Source organism: Sphingosinicella sp. BN140058 (assembly GCF_004135585.1).
GTDB lineage: Bacteria > Pseudomonadota > Alphaproteobacteria > Sphingomonadales > Sphingomonadaceae > Allosphingosinicella.
On record NZ_CP035501.1, the window covers coordinates 3816679 to 3834355 of the forward strand.

Here is a 17677-nt window from a genome sequence, read left to right on the forward strand (position 1 = left end):
CTTTTCACCGTTCCGACTCCTGCCCTTCGGGAACCACGCTAGCCTGCGCGGCGGCGGAAGGGGAAGCGGGTTCCGGCTCGCGTTCCGGGGCAACCGCCCGGCTGCCGGTTCGCGGCGCCGGCGTCACCGGCGATTCCGGCCCGGGCAGCACCTCCGGATCCCTGCGATAGCGAACGACCTGGAAGCCGAGAGGGTTGGTGAAGCGTTGCTCGGGGGGAAGGTCGGCCCCGAACCGGTAGCGGAGGAGGGCCGCCCAGGTTCCGGTACGCTCCGAGCGGTTGTTCGCATCCCTTCGAACGGTGTCGAAACGCACCATCGCGACATCCGGACCGAGGTCTGTCATGCTTTCCACGTTCACTTCGACCACGCTGTTGCGGGTGATGCGTCGCAGCGGGCTGTCCGGGTTGGAGGCCTCCATGGTGCGGACATAGTCTGCGCGCGCGGGGCCTGCCGACCAGGATGAGACCTTGCGATACTGGTGCTGGAGGATGTCGCGATCGAAGCTTTCCCGCGCGACAGTATATTGGACGAGGAGGCTGCGCCTGAGCACGGCATCGGCGGCACCCGTGCCGGCGGCGCCGGCGCCGATCGCCTGCACATGTCCGGTCCGGCGATCGACGAGGAGCATGACGGGCGTAGCCGTCTTCATCGGGACGAAAAGGGCCAGCGCGAACGCCCCGCACAATGCGACAAGGGCTGCTCCGGAAGCGACGATCAGCCCGATCCGGAATCCCCGCTGCGGATATGCTGGCCGTCCGGGCGTTGCGGCCGGCGTTTCGCTCGCGCAGACGGGCGGCTCGGGCGCGGCGTCCCGGCTCATGGCCATATCCGGTCAACAACATCGATCGGCATCCCTGCCGCTGTCAAGGCGACCGGACTGGATCTCGCCACCGCTCTGCCGACGCGAAGCCCGGCTCGTCCGGAAGGCGCCGTGATTGGTGAGCGGCGCCCGCGACCGGCGCCGGCCGAGGCTTGTCCGGAAGAGGCCGAAGGAGGACGATGCACCATCAGACCCGCTCCAGCAGCCGGGGGATCCAGGCCTCGGGATCGTCGCCCGTTTCCGCTCTGACCTCGTCAAGGATCCGCACCGTCCTTTCGCGCCCGGAGAGAATGGTCAGCAATTGGCGCTCACCCGAGAGGTCGAGGCGGACGACGACGCTGTCCGTGCCGTGCTTGATCAGGAAGCTGTGGGACGAATCCGGCAATGTCCGCACGATCTCATATTCGTGCGGGGTGAGGCCGAAGCCCTCGACATAATCGGACTCGCGCGCCTTGGGATTGGCCATGAAGATCTGGGTGGCCGCCTGCTCGATGATCGCGCTGGCGATGCGGCTCTCAAGCGCGTCCTGGGCGCTCTGGGTGGCGAAGCCGACGATGCCGTTGCGCTTGCGGATCGTCTTTTCCCAATCCTTGATGCGGCGGACGAAGACCTCGTCGTCGAGCGCCTTCCAGCCTTCGTCGACGACGATGATCGCCGGCGATCCGTCCAGCCGCTCCTCGACGCGGTGGAAGAGATACATCATCGCCGGGGTACGGACCGCGGGATCGTCGAGGATCTGGGTCATGTCGAAGCCGACCGAGGCGGCGGTGAGATCGGTCAGATCCTGCGCATTGTCGAACAGCCAGGCGCGCTCGCCCTCGCCCCACCACGGCCGCAGCCGCGCCCACAGATCGGCCGAGTGGGCGCGATGGCCGCCGCGGAACAATTCGGCGATGTTGCGGAGGCGCCGGTGGGCCGCGGGCTGAGCGAAATTGGCGTCGACCGCATCCTTGATCTGCGCCATTTCGTCGACGTCGGCGCCGCCCGCGAGCACCGCCAGCCAGCCAATCAGAAACTGGCGATTGGCGTGGCTGTCCTCGATCTGCAGCGGGTTGAGGCCGGAGGGCGTACCCGGGCGCAGCAGATCGTAGCGGCCGCCGATCGCGCGGATGAACAATTCGGCGCCGCGATCCTTGTCGAAGAAGATGATCCGCGGCCGGAATTTGCGCGCCTGCGCGAGCAGGAAATTGAGCACCACCGTCTTGCCGGACCCGGACGGTCCGATGACAGTGAAATTGCCGAGATCGCCCTGGTGGAAATTGAAGAAATAGGGCCCGGCGGCGGTCGTCTCCAGCAGGGTCACCGCGTCGCCCCAATGGTTGTCGGAGGGACGGCCGATCGGGAAATTGTGGCCGCTGGCGAGGCCCGCGAAATTGGCGGTTGAGACCAGGCCCTTGCGCGCGATATATTTGAAGTTGCCCGGGAATTGCGCCCAGAACGCAGGCTCAAGCGCAATTTCCTCGCGCACCGCGATGATGCCGAGATCGCCGAGCGCGGCGAGGATCTCGGCGACGCCGTCGTCCACCCCGTCCGGCGTGTCGGCATGGACGGCGATGGTCAGGTGATGCTCGCCGAAGGCGGCGCGGCCGGCGGCGACGTCGTCCTTGGCGCGCGACAGATCGGCACGAAGGCTGACCGCCTCGTCCTCGGCCGAGCGCATCCGCCGCAGCGCCAGGTTCATGCCGGAGAGCGCGGCCTGGCGATCGACGAAGCCGAAGCTCTGCGAGATGGTCAGCTCGAACGGCAGGCGCAGCAGATCGTCGAGCATCCCCGCCTGGGTCTGCCCCGGATAATCCTTGATCGAGACGATCCCCTGAAAGGCACGCGGCGCGGTGCCGGTGCGGCCGAGCTCGACGCTTTCCTGGCCGAAGCTGATCCGGCGGTAGGGCAGATAGTCGCCGAGATCCTGGTTGGGCAGCAGCACCGGCCGGCTCTCGGCGTTAAGCAGGGTGGAGAGGAATTCGAGCGGCTCGGAGCAGATGCCGTGCTCGGTGTCGCGAACGCCGAGCAGGCGCGGCTGGTAATTGCCGAGGGCGGCGACGAGGGCGTCGCGGGCGGCGCCGAGCTGGCGCAGCTCATAGCCGGTCGATGCGCCCGGGGCCTCGGCGGCGCGGCCGAGCGCGCCGCGAATGCGATCGAGGATGCCGACGCGGCCCTGCAGCGGTCGCCTTACCAAAGTGAGATAGAGATCGTTGACGTAGAGCTGCCTGGCGGCGAGCCGCGCGGCCCAGGCTTCGTCGAGCTCGCGCGAGAAGCGGTCCTCATGCTCGGCGGGGAGGTCCGCCTCGACCCGGCGGCGGACGATATGGTGGTAGAGGGCGAAGCGCGACGATCCGATTGCCTGCAGCATCGCGTCGCGCAGCCGCTTGCGATAGTTGATCTCGTCCGTATCCGCGGTCTCGAACAGCAGGCCGCGCAGGTGGATGACCTGCAGCAACAGGCCGTCGCGAGTCTCGATCGTGTGATCGTCAACGTGCCGCGCATAAGGCAGATGACGGCCGACCGGCTGCTCGCGCGCGATCACCTTTGGATCGCGGGTCAGGGGCGGCAGGAGTTGCATTGGCGGACGACAGGGTTGAGCGGAAGGCGGTGCCCGGGCGCGTCGGGCAGGGCGCTCATGCCGCCATTTTCAGCGCCTGGGCTAAGCGAAGATGCAAAGAAGACGGTGGAGTGGCCCGCCTGGCGGCGCTCAGTCCCGAGCGCTCCGCGGACCGGCATCGCCATCGATCAATTGCCGGCGCCGGCCGTCGACTGGATGCCGGCGACGATGCTGGCCGCACCGAACAGGATGAAGCAGCCGACGATCACGGTGGCGCCGTAGCGCCAGTTGATCCGGCCGGTGAGCATCAGGAAGCCGACCGAGGCAACCGCGATCACCGCGACCACGGTGGCGATGGTGCCGAGCAACGTGCCCTGCAGCCATTGTACAGCTGCAACGATCGCGCCGGACCCTGCGGGGTCGGCGAGACTGTCCTGTGCGCGCGCCGCGCCGGAAACGAGCGGCAGCACGCCGAGCGCGGCGGCGATCGGGAGCTTCAACTTTTTGCGCCTCACGACTCGTTCCTGATGCCCGCATCGGACTTGGCGAACGAACTGGCACGGGATAGCAGATGTGAGCAGGCGAGGGGGTGATTATCCCGTGGGCTGACCGACTATTCCGGGTTACGTCTTTCGACGCAAAGCAGGGTGGATCCGGTACGATCTGGCCGGCCGAGGCGCGTTGCGAAGCGGTCGTCCGATCGACCTACTGCGTTCGCGCCGCAGTGCTCGCTCAGGAGCATCGGCATCCGTCCGGGACCCTCTTGCCGACCTTGGTCACCGCGCCACGATCCGATATCATGCCGGCATGCAGTTGCTTTGCCTCTTCGGTTTCCATCGGCCATCCGCCTGTTCCCTGACGCGGCGCGGCGATCGCCTCATATCGTTGTGCGAGGGCTGCGCACGCCCGCTGGAGCGGAAGAACGGAGGTCCCTGGAAGGCGAGCGACGCGCTTTACGCACAATCCTCCGCTCGATCCGCCAAGAGCTGACGGCGCAACCCCTAAGCGGCACGAGCGGCCTTCACGCGGGGCGGATCCGGCTTTGCGGGAGGCTTACTCACAAAGCGCACTCCCGGGACTCCGCCGGAGGCTGTCATGAAGGAATACGCGCCTCACCGGGCGTGGCGGGCCGGGGTCGATCCCCTGCCTCGGCCCGCATCGTCACCGGCACGCGGCGAATTGGAATTGCATGCCGGCGGGTCGCCTCGAGCGCAGGTGCTTCATTCTGCGAAGCAGGCTTCGACCGACATCTTTGCGCGCGACCCGTCTTGCGCGCTCCGGGGCGGCGAAATCCGTTTGAGCTTGGGTCCTGGCCGGTCTCGTCCTTCGGGGAGTGCGGCAGGCAGGTCGGTGCGGAGCGCCTGTTCCTCGAGGCCGGCGCTCGGCCCGGCGATCGACCGCAAAGTCAGGCGTGTGCCAAGACCAGGCGCATTGGCGTCACAGAGCCGCAAACAGGACTGCAGCGATCACGATCCACAGCAGGATCGAGAATGCGAGCGCCCACAGAATGGCCTTGTAGAGACGGATCGCTTTCTCGATCTCTTCGGCCTGGATGTCGTCCGCATCGAGTGATGCGAGCGGAATCCCTTCCATCCTTCTGTGCCGCATCGAGGTTCTCTCCTCTGCCGAGCCTGTCATCGTCGGATGATAAAGCAAGGATGCGAAACGCCTGCAGACTATTGCGGGCAGCCGGACCAGGATTGCCTACGTCCTTCGGTCAATGACGCTCCGTAGGCCGGCGCAACTTCGCAGGATGATGAACAGAGATGGCGATGTGCTTTGCGGAACGTTCAGGCGGCGAGACCGCAGCGCCATCCGCCGGCACATGCGGCAAGGCGCTGCGACCAGATCAATCGAGCTTGCCGCCTTGATCATGCGTCTCCATGCGCACGTTTGCGAGGTCGTCGCGCATGATCTCGGCGATATCGAGAGCCTGCTGCATGTCATCCGTGTGGAAGCTGTGCAGGAAGCCGTCGGCGTCCTCGCCGACGACCTCGAAGCGCCGCAGCCGCGGAGAGGGCTCGCCGATCCGGCGAACGCCAAATTGCGTCGGACGGTTCACCACCCTTTGCTCTTCTCGGTCTGAATCATGGCAGGATTGGTCGCTCGTCCAACGAAATGCCGCCGTCGAGTGACGGCGGCGCCAGCTGTGCGAAGGTGCTCGGATCAGACGCCAACTGACACCGGGAGCCGGTTAATAGCGATCCGGCGCCTTCTGTCCAGCATAGGAAGCATCCATTAACGATGTATTTATGCAACCTTTCCGACCCCTGTCGCCGATTTCGATCGGGCAGGCCGCGGTGCCGGCGGCCGACGCGCTCGAAAGGGACTCAGGCTGCGTTCGAAGCGACGGGAAGCCCGCAATTCACCGCAGGCAGTGCCGTGTCGCCGGTCCCGACCCGGTTCAAGGCAAGGCCCGAGCTGTCCTGGTCGCCGGCCAGTTCATTCAGGAATTCCTCGAGGTTCGTATAGCCGTCCCCATCCGGGTCGGCGCCGGCATCGGAGATGCCGTGCTGCATCTCCCATCCATCCGCCATGCCGTCGCCGTCCGCGTCGCCATAAGGCTGGCCGGCAGCCAGCAGGGGCCAGCCGCCGACATCCGAAGGATCGTCGATGATCTGTCCGCGGCAGGCGAGGAAATCCGCGATCACCCTCTGATCGGCGGCGTCACGCGGCCAGGCACCGGCGAAGGCGGCGACGTCCCTCAGCGCTTGCGGCGCGCCCGAATAAAGCGCCATCGACAGGGGAAAGGGACTGCCGACGACATATTTCCAGTCGGACGGCTCGAGAAAGAGCCGTTCGTCGAGCATGTCGTTCCAGCGGCGCCCGTCGATATTGCCGGACAGGTAGAAAGCCGCCTGGCCGGGGAAGGTCGAGAATTCCTCCTCGTAATCGGCGCCGTAGATCGGGATGCCGCGCAACGAGGACGGGCCCATCGATACCCAATTGCCGATGATGTTTGCCTGCCGCCTTACGCCGGCGCCCTGGAAGAGCATCGAGAAATATTGCTGGGCCTTCTCCCGCATGTTGTAGGAGACGTTGTTGACGACGTCGATCCGGGCGCCGACGCCGGCATTGGGTAAACGATCCGTGGCGTGAGCGATGAAGACATGGTGCAGAGTAAGATTGCTGCCCTCCATGAAAACTCCCTTCGCATGTTCGCCCTGGACATGGGTCGACTTACTCAGCCCTTCATAGATCAGCGACCATTGGAGGGTGATGTCATGGGAGGCCTTGGTCGAGTTGAACGGCTCGTCCGTCGCCCAGGAAAGGCTGCTATGGTCGATGATCGTGTCGTGGGCGCCGGCGTCAACCGTGATCGCGTCGGTCGTGTCCTGCTTGGCCCCGGATGTCGGACCAGGCCTGATCCGCAGGTGTCGGATGATGTTGTGCGGAGCGTTGAGGAAGATCGGCGAGCCGCTCAGGTTGGAAGGTGCGTTGCGGATCGCGATCCCGCCCCCGGGCGCCGTCTGACCCGCAATGGTCAGGTTGCCGGCGACCGGCTTGATCTGGCTGAGCAACATGATGGTTCCGGCGACTCGGAAGATGCATGTTCGCGGGCCCGTCGACATCATGCAGGCGCGCAGGGAACCTGGACCATCATCTTCGAGGTTCGTCACTGGAATCACCCGGCCACCGCGTCCCCCGACGCTTGCGGCCCCGAAGCCTTGCGCGGTCGGGAAGGCACGCTGACGACCGTCGGGTAGCTTCGAGGGATCAAATCCTCCCGGCGGGTTGCCGGGCGGCGGCGGCGGCGGCGGCGGAGGAGGAGGCGGAGGAGGAGGAGCCGGCGATGGCGGGGACGGCACGTCCGGCGGCGCCCCGTCCTGGCCATCGCCGCCGCAGCTTGCCAGGCATGCCGTGCAGAGCAGCCCGGCCGCTACAATCCTCAGCCAGTCGCCTCTCCGCGTGCCCGGCGACGGATTCTGACCCATTTCCCCTCCTGGTCCCGGCGCCTCGGGATCGCGCCCGCCGGCGGCGCTCCCGTGGACATGAATCGCCCTGCCGCGGCATGAGGCTAAGGGGGCGTGCTGCCGTGCCGCAATCGGCCAAAAGTGGTAGTTGGCGTCGTCGCCCGCGGATGCGCGGCGCATGCAGAAATCCTGGCTGCAGCTCAGCCGATGGCACCCTCCGTGAGGTTGCGTACCGCGTCCATAGCGCCGGCGAGGAGTTCGCGCTCGCCGTTGCGCGTCTGAACAGCCTGGGAAAGAAGGCTGGAGGCGCAGACCTGGAGGGCCCCGGAAATCATCATTCTCTGCGCTCGCGCGATACCCGCGCCCTCGGCATCGGTGCCCGCCTGCGCCTCCTCGAGGCCGAGGTGCAGGGCGGCAGCGATCGCATTCCCGTCCGGGTAGGAACCCAGGATCTGGCGATGCTCCTCCAGGGCGTCGAGCACGGCTCCGCAGAGGAAACCGATATGTTCGGGCTCTCCGCTCCCCCGCATCACACGCAACAGGCCGGCGGCGAGCCGTTGCAGGGGAGCGACGATGCCATTGGCGGCCTGATAGCATTCCACCTGCCGGGCGGTACGGCAGCTGACCAGCTCCAGGACGCGACCTTGCGGACGATTTTCCACAGCTGTCATCCTCGCCTCCCTGGCGGCACCATCAGCAACCCGGCTCGAGAGCGGAGTTTAGCAGCCAGCGCACGGCAGCGATATTGCCCGTTCGGCCAGGCCCGCACCTCTCCGGCCCTTCGCTGCGACAGGCCAACGGTCGACCATGCCCACCCGAAGCGGAGTCATCCTCATGAAGGCGGGCGCGAGCTGCCGGCACGGCGGCGACAGGCCAGGTCGGCCGTCTGCGCCCATATTGTCCCCGAAGCGTGGGTAACCTCCGCGGCCTCGGGGCGCTCGACGGCGGTCTCCGAGAGGCTGTCGCCGGCTCCGAGGCTTCGCGTCCGGCCCGTCCTGCAATCGACGCGGCGACGGCTGAAGCTGCGCCCGCTGGTGCCGTCGCGTTGCACGAGCGCCTCGGCAAAGCCCCGGCTGGTCTGTCGCCATGCGATCAGCCGGTAGGTCGATCTCGGATCGTTCGGGTCGCGGAGCACCACCGGGCGCGGCGCAAGCGCCGACGTGATCGGGGAGGACGGGTGCAGCCAGAAATAGCCGCTCACCAGCATGACGACCATCAGCAGCGACAGGATTGCCGCGACTCGCCTCCGCACCGGACGGACCCGCCTTCGGTCGGAGAGTCGCTGTCCGCAGGCGCGGCACCTGCTGATCTGCTCGGCCTGCAGTTCCGAGCAACGCGGACAGGGCTGGAGCGTCAGCATCCGCATCCGCCGCTCCCGGCTATACGCGCCTGGCGGCGGGCGAAAGGTTCTGGCGGAAGCGCGGCGGCAGGCGGCGGCAAATGGTCTCACTCCCGTTCGACGACGGACGGTCCGGCGAAGGCTTCAGGTGCTGTGCACGCGAGTTTACCGTTCGAGCTGACTCCCGCCTGACGCAATCGTCAGGCTTGTGTCGGCGCCGCCACTCCCAGCAATGAAGGTGAAAAAAAGCTAACCGGGAAACAGGCTGTTAGCGACGCATTCTCAAGAGGTAATCCATATTGGTCAGGAGCTGCGGAGCCGTTGGGTGCCGGCGGCAGAGGCCTTGCCGGCCGGGCGCTCCGCCCTGCTCTCCGCTGGATCACGGTCGGGAGGGGACCCGGAAGGGCCGCCCTGCTTCGCCGGACCAAGGCGCCGCCCCGGGTCGCGTGGACCTGGTCGCGCCGGTCCCCTGTCGCGGTGGCGCGCGGCACGCGCGGCAGGTCCCGGATCGCGAGGCCCGCTCCGAACTCGATTGGGGTCCGGCCTCCGATCCGCCCGGCGAGTCTCCGAAGCTTCGCGGTGTGGCGGGATCGCCGCCGTGCCGGGGGTCGCGGCCGCTTCACTCGCCGGTGCGGACGCGGCCATCAGGGAGATGAAGAGAAGAAACGACATAGGGGCGTCCTTCCGATCCGGTGTCGTGATCGGTTGGTATGGTAACGGCGGGCCTCGGCCGGCGCCGGATCTATTCCGAGGTAGGTCCTTCGGAGGGCAGGCGGGTCCCGGGTTCCCGCCATCCTCTCCGCGACTCGTCCTCCCGAGGGCGTTCTTGAGGCGCGGAACAAGGGAGGACCCTGCCCGCGCGGATAGAGCGGGAGGCGTAATACGGAAGATCATTTCAGGGCTTGGGGTGCGCCCGGCATAATCATGCCTCGTCCGGCGGCGGACGTTCCCGCGTGTCCAACGCTCAAAGGCTTCCGCCTTGGCCCACTTCTTCGAATTGCGAGAGGATGTCGAGTTGATCGGAGCGCGTCTGCGCCGCGTCATTCCTCTGCCGGAATGGGGTAATTTCGACCGGCTGCTCCTGGCGATCGACCAGGCCGACGCGGCAAGCGGGCGGCAATCCCAGGCCCGCGCGAAGCCGCGGCCGGACGGTGCCGCGAGGAAGCCGGTTCGGTCGTGACACAGGTGCACTGCCCTGTGCCGCTCTATCGCCCTGCCGCTCTACCGCCCTGCCATACGGCGCGCCTGCCGGCAGCGGAAGAATGGCGGCGCCGGCACCTGTCCGAATGGTGCAGTTCCCGCCGCGAGCGATCGCGAAGCAAGGCTCGTGCAAAACCGGGGCGCGGTCTTGGGTCTCCCGGCGCTACGGCAGACAACATGCCGTATAGGATGCCGGCCGCGGCTAATCCCTCTTAGCCGCCCGTTCCTCCCGCATAAGAGTAAGCAGGGTGGCCATATGGCCGGTTCGGGTGCCTCTCCTTAGCTGATACGACTCGCCGAGATCCGGATGCTGCGGAGCAACGCAGCCGCGATCGGGGAGTTCGCACATGGCCACCTATTTCAACGTCAAGGGAAAAGGCGTCAGCCAGGGCACCACCGGCAAGGATGTCTTCTGGGCCTTCATGGCGGACACCAATTTCGCGTTCAGCAATCCGGATGCGGTGCTTGCGACACTGACCTGGGCAACGCCCTATCACCTGCAGGACGGCTCGACCTACACGATCGCGGCGAACGATATCCAGATTTCGCTCGACGTCCTCGCCGGGGCCGAGGGCACCGACACCATCTACGGCTCGGCATTCCGCGACGCCCTTTTCTACAATAACGGCGCTTTCCTCAACGGAATCGGGGGCTTTTCCGCGATCGAACAGGTCTATCTCGGCGCTGGCGACGATGTCATCGACTTCAGTCCGCAAGGCGTCGACGGACCCGAATATTCGAAGGACGTGAAGGTCTTCGGAGAGGAAGGCAACGACATCATTCTCTCGGGCGCCGGAAGTGACGCCCTGGACGGCGGCGGCGGCAACGACCTGATCGTCGGCGGCAAGCGGGCCGACACCATCTCCGGTGGCGGCGGCGATGACCTTCTCTACGGCGACGATTTCGGATATGATGGCGTCGCAGGTGACGACATCCTCTACGGCGGCGCCGGCAACGACGTGCTTCACGGCGGCGGACGCGGCGACCGGCTCGAGGGCGGCGAAGCCAATGATCTCCTTTACGGCGGCCTCGGCAGCGACGTTCTTCTCGGCGGCGCCGGAAACGACGTCCTGCACGGCGACAGCGACGGCTATGCGGGCGATGACAGTCTCGATGGCGGCGGCGGCAACGACCAACTGTTCGGCGGAGCGGGCATCGACACCCTCGCTGGTGCTGCCGGCATGGACTTGCTCGATGCGGGCGACGGCGACGACATCATGTCGGGCGGAACGGAAGACGATGTCCTGATCGCCGGCGGCGGCAACGACAGTCTGGACGGCGGTGCCGGCTCCGACACAATCCGTTTCTCGGGCAACAGGTCGGATTACTCGTACATCCTCCTGTCGTCGGGAGAATATCTGTTCTCGGATCTGCGACCCGGTGCTCCTGACGGGACGTCCGATCGGGTCCGGAATGCCGAATTCTTCCAGTTCGCGGACGGGATATTCCCGGCCGGCCTGATCAACGCGGCTCCGGTGATCGTATCGAACGGCGGCGGGCCGGCGGCGGCGCTGTCGGTCGCCGAGAACAGCGCCAATGTTACGCTGGTCAGCGCGACCGATCCCGATCCGGGCCAGGTGGTGCGTTACGGGCTGACCGGGGGCGCCGATCGAGCCCTGTTCAGCATTGATGCCGCGACCGGCCTGCTCTCGTTCGTGACACCGCCGGACTTCGAACATCCGCTGGATGCCGACGGCGACAACATCTACGATGTCGTGGTGACGGCGCTGGACGGCTTTGGCGGCGCTGACAGCCAGAGCCTCGCGATCACGGTCACGGACCTGGCGGACGGCGCGGCGCCGGTCATCACGTCGGGAGGAGGCGCGCCAATTGTCGACCTGTCGGTTCCCGAAAATACGCAGGCCGTGGTCGAGGTCACGGCGATCGATCCGGACGGCACCGTCCCCGTCCTTTCCGTTTCGGGAGGTGCGGATGCAGCCAGGTTCGAGCTTGATGCCCAGACGGGGCAGCTGCGCTTCATCACCGCGCCGGATTACGAGCACCCGACCGACGCGAACGGTGACGGCATCTACGAAGTCGAGGTCACCGCCTCCGACGGCACCAACGCCGATTCCCAGCGCATCCGGGTGACCGTCGCCAACGGGAATGAACATGCGCCGGTGATCGGCTCGAACGGCGGCGGGGCGTCCGCCTCGATACTGCTTGCCGAAAGCCAGAGCGTGGCGGCCACGGTGGCCGCCACCGACGCCGACGGCACCGCTCCGACCTACTCGATCCGCGGCGGCGCCGACGCGGCCCTGTTCATGATCGATTCGGGCACGGGATTGCTTTCGTTCGTTGCTCCGCCCGACTTCGAGGCTCCGGCCGATCAGGGCGGCGACGGCGTCTACGAAGTGATCGTCGGCGCCGGCGATGGCCTGTTCGTCGCGCAACAGAGCTTGTCCATCCAGATCCTCAACATCAATGATGTCGCACCGACGATCGTGTCCAACGGGGGTGGGGCGGTGGCCGGCGTCGCAGTGAGCGAGAACAGCCTGTTCGTGACGATGGTCCAGGCCGCTGACGCGGACGGGCCCGCTTTGTCCTTCCTGATCGACGGGGGCGCCGATGCGGGCCTGTTCCTGCTCGACAGTGCCACGGGGCAGCTCGCCTTCCGCGCCGCACCGGACTTCGAAGACCGGATCGATGCGGACGCGGACGGCATTTACGACGTCATCGTGCGGGTGACGGATGGAACCTTCTCCGCGGTTCAGCGCATCGCTGTGGCGGTGACGGACGTCAACGAGGTTGGAAAGACGCTGACGGGCACCAGCGCGGGGGAGACCTTCTCGCCGACGGCGAGCACGGCCGGCCTGCGCACCACTGCGCTTTCCGACATTGTGTTCGGGCTCGGCGGTAACGACAGGATCGACGGCGGCGCGGGAACCGACCGCCTCGAGGGCGGCCTCGGCGACGACATCTACTTCGTCGACGCCTACGTAGACGACGGCAAGACCGTGAACGACGACCTGGTGGTCGAAAGGGCCGGCGAAGGGATCGATCTCGTAAATGCCGCCCTTTCCTACCGGCTCCCCGACAATGTCGAGCGGCTGACCCTTACCGGATCGGCCGCGATGGGATGGGGAAATGATCTGGCCAACCTGATCACCGGCAATGCCGCCGCCAATAGTCTTCGCGGCGAAGGCGGTAACGACTCGCTGGTCGGCGACCTCGGAGACGACTTACTCGACGGCGGCGATGCCAATGACACGCTCTCCGGCGGCGGCGGAACAGACGATCTTCGCGGCGGCGCCGGCGCCGACCAGCTGGACGGAGGGACAGGTGCCGATCTGATGCAGGGCGGTGCCGACAATGACATCTACATGGTCGACACCTATTCCGACGACGGCGACCCGTCGAACGATGACCGCATCGTCGAACTGGCCGGCGAAGGCACGGCCGATCATGCCAAGGCCTCGATATCCTATCGGCTCGCGGACAATGTGGAGATGCTGACGTTGGTCGGAGCGGATGGAATCGCAGGCACCGGGAATGCGCTCGACAATGTCATCAACGGCAATGGCGCCGGCAACCAGATCACCGGCGAGGCCGGCAATGACACGATCGACGGCGCGGGAGGCGACGACATCATCTTCGGCGGTCTCGGCAGCGACACGTTGAGCGGAAAGTCCGGCAATGACCGGATCAGCGGCGACGAATCGCCCGACAAGATCACCGGCGGCGCCGGAGACGACTGGCTCCACGGCGGAAGCTCGAACGACACCCTCAACGGTTCCGAAGGTGCCGACATCCTGATTGGCGGGCTGAACAAGGATATGCTGACCGGGGGGCTTGATCCCGATGTCTTTGCCTTCGGTACATCGGACAGCGGGCTCTCAAGCGCCAGCAGCGACACCATAACCGACTTCAATGCAGTCGAGGATCGGATCGATCTGCTGTCGGTGACGGCGCCACTTGCCGCATCCGCTTATGCGGAAACCGTGATCGCCGGTGCCTTGATGAGCGATGCGCTCGTCGCTGCCTCAGGCGCGATGCAGCCCGGTATTTCCGCGGTGTTCGTCGCCGGGACGGCGGATGGCTGGCTGTTCTGGGACACGAATTCCGACGGCGCACTCGACCAGGCCGTGATGCTGCTCGGCGCCAACACGCTCGCGGCGATGGATAGTCTCAACATCATCTGACCGGTGCGGGCACAGGATGTGCGCGGCGTTCCGGTCAGGGGGCAGGAAGCGGCCGGCGGTTGCGCGCGATCCGGAAAGGCGCGGGCCCGGACGTGATCAGCTGCGGCACATGAAGCGTGGTGGCGATCCGGAAGCACGGAGAGGCAGGAGCGACGGTTCGATCCATTCGTCAGTCCCGTCGTCATGCTCCACGATAAGCAGGACATCGCCGCGGCGGAGCGTGAATTCCTGCCGCTCCAGCAAGGCGGCCGGCGCGAAATTCGGCGGACCATGCACAGCGACGAGCCGAGGAGGCATTTCATGCCCGGAACCGATCATGCCACTGCTCCCCTAATCCCCATCCGTGCCGAGCCCCTTGCAAAGCCATGCTCCGCCCGCCCGGGTGGGCCGGAGCGCAATGATCTGCAGTCCGGCCCTCGGTCGCGAAGGGGCAGGGTTGGGGCCGCGACCGAAGGGCATGCCTAGCATGGGGGAGGCGGCGACAAACCGGCAACTTCGCGCTACGCCTTTCGTTCGCTGGATTAACGTCGTTGAAATCGCGGCTTTTTCGCCTCCGTGCCGGTCAGGCGGCATCCGGGCCTCGAAGGGCTGCCAGAGAAAGCCGCATTGCTTCGCGGTCATAGGATTGCGCCATCATCAGCAACAGGTCGCGGCGATCGAGCCGGTGCGGCAATGATGCCTGCTCCCGGTAATGATCGGCCCTTCGGCGCAGCACTTGGATCAGCTTCCCAGGCGACGTCATGAGCTCTCTCCTCGAGAGTGCAACGTCGAACGAGTCTGTCACAGGCCGATGCCGTCGAGAAGCCGATTATGTTTCAACTGTGGCCGGCCGGGTGGCTGTTGTCGCGCGGGTGAGCGGAGCCGCCTTCGTCCGCCCATTGACCGGCGCAGGCGTCCGGTGGCCGCGCGTCTACCACTTTCGGCTTATGAGACCGCACTGCGGCTGATGATGTTCGAGTCGCAGGGCTGGTTGGCAGTGGCCGAGAGCAGGCCACGCCCCCCTGCGCGAAAAGATCCGACATCTTGTCTAGCAGGAGAGTAGACAAAAAGGGTTATATCCGAAAGGGTATTTGTCTACTCTGCCGGTAGACATCAAACTTGCTCCATCGAACGACTTCGGGGAGGCAAGAATGACAGCAGGCCGTCTTGCGGGCAGCATGTTCGTGATGATCGCCATGCCGGGAGCGGCACTGGCGCAGACCTCGACGCCCGAGGTGGCGGATGCAGCAGGGCCCATCACCTCCTCACCTGCGGAGGCCGTTCCGGCGGCCGTCGGCGAAGGCGAGATCATCGTCACCGCGCGGCGACGCCAGGAGAATGTACAGGATGTGCCCCTCGCGGTGTCGGTCCTGAACGCCGATGCGATCGAATCAACCGGCAGCTTCAACGTCTCGAAGCTGACCCAGCTTCAGCCGTCGCTCCAATTCTACTCTACCAACCCGCGCAATTCGGCGGCCAACATCCGCGGTCTCGGCGCGCCCTTCGGGCTCACCAACGACGGCATCGAGCAAGGCGTCGGAGTCTATATCGACCAGGTCTATAACAGCCGCATTGCTGCGGCCACGTTCGACTTCCTGGATGTCGAGCAGGTGGAAGTTCTGCGCGGGCCTCAGGGAACGCTTTACGGCAAGAATACGACGGCCGGCGCCATCAACATCACGACTCGCCGCCCGAGCTTCGAGTTCGAAGGCCGGGGGGAACTCAGCGTCGGCAATTTCGGCTACCGGCAAGCCAAGGGATCCGTCTCCGGTCCGATCATCGAGGATCGCCTCGCCGTCCGCATCGCTGCATCGGCGACGCGCCGGCGCGGCACGGTCTTCAACGTGACGACCAATCGCCACGTCAACGCCCAGGACAATCTCGGCTTCCGCGGATCGCTCCTGTGGCGGGCCGCCAACGGGCTCGACATCGTCCTGACCGGAGACTTCAACCGCCAGAATCCGGAATGCTGCGCGCAGCTATACGTTCGTACGGGCGCCACCCAGCGTCCCCTAAATCGCCAGTTTGCAGGGCTGGCGGCGGCGTTCGGCTATGCTCCGCCGAGCACCGATGCGTTCGATCGGCTTACCGATCTTGATACGCCGCTCGATGCCTTCCAGGAAATTGGCGGTGCCTCGCTGCGTGCGGAATGGTCGCTCGGGCCGGGCATGCTGACGTCCGTGACGGCCTGGAGGTTCTGGAACTGGGGTCCATCCAACGATCGCGACTTCACCGGGCTGCCGATCACGACGATTTCGGCCAATCCCTCGAAGCAGGATCAATATTCCCAGGAAATCCGGTACGCGGCCTCCGGCAAGCGCCTCGACTATGTCGTCGGGCTGTTCGCCTATCACCAGCGGCAGCATACCACCGGCGTCCAGGAGCAGGGCCCGGCGGCGAGCCGCTGGCTGCTGAACCCGGGCGCCGTGCCCGTCGGTGCGAGCGGCTGTAATCCGGCGTCGGCCAATGCGTGCAACAGCGCGGTGCTCGACGGGCTCCGGTCCGAGAACGATATCCTGCTCAGCACCACCAGCCTTGCAGCGTTCGGCCAGTTGAGCTGGAAGGTGACCGATCGGCTCACGCTGCAACCCGGGCTGCGGCTCAATTACGATCGGAAGTCGGGACAATATGAGGCATTGGTCTTCACCGGCAGCGGTGCTCCTCTGCTGTGCAATCCGCCGCCGGCAAGCAGCATCGCGCGCGATCAATGCGCCAATCTGCCGCCGCAAAGCTACGATCCGAAATTCAGCGACTGGAACGTCTCGGGAGACTTCACCATCTCCTACCGGCTCGGCGCCGATGCGATGGCTTATGCCACTTATGCAAAGAGCTTCAAGTCCGGCGGCATCAACCTCGCGGGCCTGCCGCTCGACTCCGGCAACACTCCGATATTGTCGGCCCAGACCGTCAAGCCGGAGGACGTCAGCCATTTCGAGACCGGGCTCAAGACGGAATTCTGGAACAGGAGGATCACGCTCAATCTGGCCGCCTTCTGGACGGAGATAAAGGATTATCAGGCAACCGTCACCAACGGTCAGCTGGGTGTGCTGCGCGGCTATCTCGCCAATGCCGAGAAAGTGCGGGTGCGGGGCGTCGAGGCGGACTTTTCTGCGCGACCGACGGAGCGGCTCACGCTCTATGCGAGCGGCGCCTTCACCGATCATGAATATGTCAGGTTCGTCGATGCGCCCTGTCCCCCGGAACTGTCCGGCGGAACCATCGCCGGCGCGGGGCAGACACCGAGCGCGCCTGGAACCCCAGGCGGGCTGAGCCCCTCCAATTGCGACATATCGGGGCAGTGGCTCCCCGGCATTTCGCGCTGGGCATTTTCGTTCGGCGGCGAGTACCGCCACCCGCTCTCGTTGCTCGGCAGGGCCGGCGAAGCCTATGCCGGGCTGGACGGCAGCTACCGGTCCAGATTCTCGTCGAACCCGTCCCGATCCCTCTACACGGACATCGACGGCTATTCCGTCGTGAACCTTCGCGTCGGCGTCAGATCTCCCGAGCACTGGGACCTGTTCGCCTGGATGCGCAATGCGTTCGACACCCGCTATTTCGACGTACTCGCGACCCAGTCCGGCAGCACCGGCCTGATCGTGGGGCAGCCGGCGGATCCGCGCACCTACGGCCTCACCCTCCGGCTGAGCTTCTGATGCACAATTGCGCCGGCAGATCCGGCTTCGATCGCGATCACCTCGAAGGATGAACCAGATGAGCAGTCTCGCCTTGGGCTTTCCCGCATCC

Annotated in this window: 12 protein-coding genes; 3 read left to right on the plus strand and 9 right to left on the minus strand. The window is 66.0% G+C overall.

The window, feature by feature from the left end; genetic code table 11:
* Nucleotides 1-4: 4 nt before the first annotated feature.
* From ETR14_RS17150 to ETR14_RS17190, 8 genes are all read right to left on the minus strand, one after another.
* Nucleotides 5-820, minus strand: a complete 816-nt coding sequence (locus ETR14_RS17150) for a virB8 family protein (RefSeq protein ID WP_165356493.1) — start codon at nucleotides 818-820, stop codon at nucleotides 5-7.
* Nucleotides 821-1007: 187 nt separating this feature from the next.
* On the minus strand, nucleotides 1008-3380 hold the full coding sequence (locus tag ETR14_RS17155; protein WP_129386591.1) for a VirB4 family type IV secretion/conjugal transfer ATPase: 2373 nt from the start codon (nucleotides 3378-3380) through the stop codon (nucleotides 1008-1010).
* Between the two features lie 167 nt (nucleotides 3381-3547).
* Entirely contained in the window at nucleotides 3548-3829 is a 282-nt protein-coding gene (locus ETR14_RS17160) for a TrbC/VirB2 family protein (protein ID WP_243455930.1), read from the minus strand.
* A 967-nt stretch (nucleotides 3830-4796) separates the two neighbouring features.
* The gene (locus ETR14_RS28445; protein WP_165356494.1) at nucleotides 4797-4967 is read right to left on the minus strand and encodes a hypothetical protein; all 171 of its coding nucleotides are present in this window, start codon (nucleotides 4965-4967) and stop codon (nucleotides 4797-4799) included.
* Between the two features lie 241 nt (nucleotides 4968-5208).
* Nucleotides 5209-5421 carry a hypothetical protein gene (locus tag ETR14_RS17170; RefSeq protein WP_129386597.1) on the minus strand — a complete coding sequence of 71 codons (213 nt, stop codon included), beginning with the start codon at nucleotides 5419-5421 and terminating at the stop codon, nucleotides 5209-5211.
* A gap of 268 nt (nucleotides 5422-5689) precedes the next feature.
* The gene (locus ETR14_RS17175) at nucleotides 5690-6934 is read right to left on the minus strand and encodes a hypothetical protein (protein ID WP_129386600.1); all 1245 of its coding nucleotides are present in this window, start codon (nucleotides 6932-6934) and stop codon (nucleotides 5690-5692) included.
* A 539-nt stretch (nucleotides 6935-7473) separates the two neighbouring features.
* Nucleotides 7474-7935 carry a hypothetical protein gene (locus tag ETR14_RS17185; RefSeq protein ID WP_129386606.1) on the minus strand — a complete coding sequence of 154 codons (462 nt, stop codon included), beginning with the start codon at nucleotides 7933-7935 and terminating at the stop codon, nucleotides 7474-7476.
* Between the two features lie 170 nt (nucleotides 7936-8105).
* On the minus strand, nucleotides 8106-8525 hold the full coding sequence (locus tag ETR14_RS17190; protein ID WP_129386609.1) for a hypothetical protein: 420 nt from the start codon (nucleotides 8523-8525) through the stop codon (nucleotides 8106-8108).
* 1066 nt (nucleotides 8526-9591) lie between these two features.
* Here ETR14_RS17190 and ETR14_RS17195 point away from each other — a divergent pair.
* Together ETR14_RS17195 and ETR14_RS28990 are read left to right on the plus strand one after the other, a co-directional pair.
* Nucleotides 9592-9792, plus strand: coding sequence for a hypothetical protein (locus ETR14_RS17195; protein WP_129386612.1), 201 nt, complete (start codon nucleotides 9592-9594; stop codon nucleotides 9790-9792).
* Between the two features lie 367 nt (nucleotides 9793-10159).
* Nucleotides 10160-13954: a cadherin domain-containing protein gene (locus tag ETR14_RS28990; protein WP_129386614.1), complete on the plus strand. Its 3795-nt coding sequence runs from the start codon at nucleotides 10160-10162 to the stop codon at nucleotides 13952-13954.
* A 562-nt stretch (nucleotides 13955-14516) separates the two neighbouring features.
* On the opposite strand, the gene ETR14_RS17205 is transcribed toward ETR14_RS28990, so the two are convergent.
* Entirely contained in the window at nucleotides 14517-14696 is a 180-nt protein-coding gene (locus ETR14_RS17205; RefSeq protein ID WP_129386617.1) for a hypothetical protein, read from the minus strand.
* 388 nt (nucleotides 14697-15084) lie between these two features.
* Here ETR14_RS17205 and ETR14_RS17210 point away from each other — a divergent pair, with 388 nt between their 5' ends.
* Entirely contained in the window at nucleotides 15085-17586 is a 2502-nt protein-coding gene (locus tag ETR14_RS17210) for a TonB-dependent receptor (protein ID WP_243455563.1), read from the plus strand.
* The last annotated feature ends 91 nt before the right edge of the window (nucleotides 17587-17677 follow it).

What these genes read in the sequence shown, in the direction of transcription:
- ETR14_RS17150 (WP_165356493.1), bottom strand. Translation starts at nt 820, where the DNA reads ATGAGCCGGGACGCCGCGCCCGAGCCGCCCGTCTGCGCGAGCGAAACG.
- ETR14_RS28990 (WP_129386614.1), top strand. Translation starts at nt 10,160, where the DNA reads ATGGCCACCTATTTCAACGTCAAGGGAAAAGGCGTCAGCCAGGGCACC.
- ETR14_RS17155 (WP_129386591.1), bottom strand. Translation starts at nt 3,380, where the DNA reads ATGCAACTCCTGCCGCCCCTGACCCGCGATCCAAAGGTGATCGCGCGC.
- ETR14_RS17205 (WP_129386617.1), bottom strand. Translation starts at nt 14,696, where the DNA reads ATGACGTCGCCTGGGAAGCTGATCCAAGTGCTGCGCCGAAGGGCCGAT.
- ETR14_RS17175 (WP_129386600.1), bottom strand. Translation starts at nt 6,934, where the DNA reads ATGATGTCGACGGGCCCGCGAACATGCATCTTCCGAGTCGCCGGAACC.
- ETR14_RS17210 (WP_243455563.1), top strand. Translation starts at nt 15,085, where the DNA reads ATGACAGCAGGCCGTCTTGCGGGCAGCATGTTCGTGATGATCGCCATG.
- ETR14_RS28445 (WP_165356494.1), bottom strand. Translation starts at nt 4,967, where the DNA reads ATGCGGCACAGAAGGATGGAAGGGATTCCGCTCGCATCACTCGATGCG.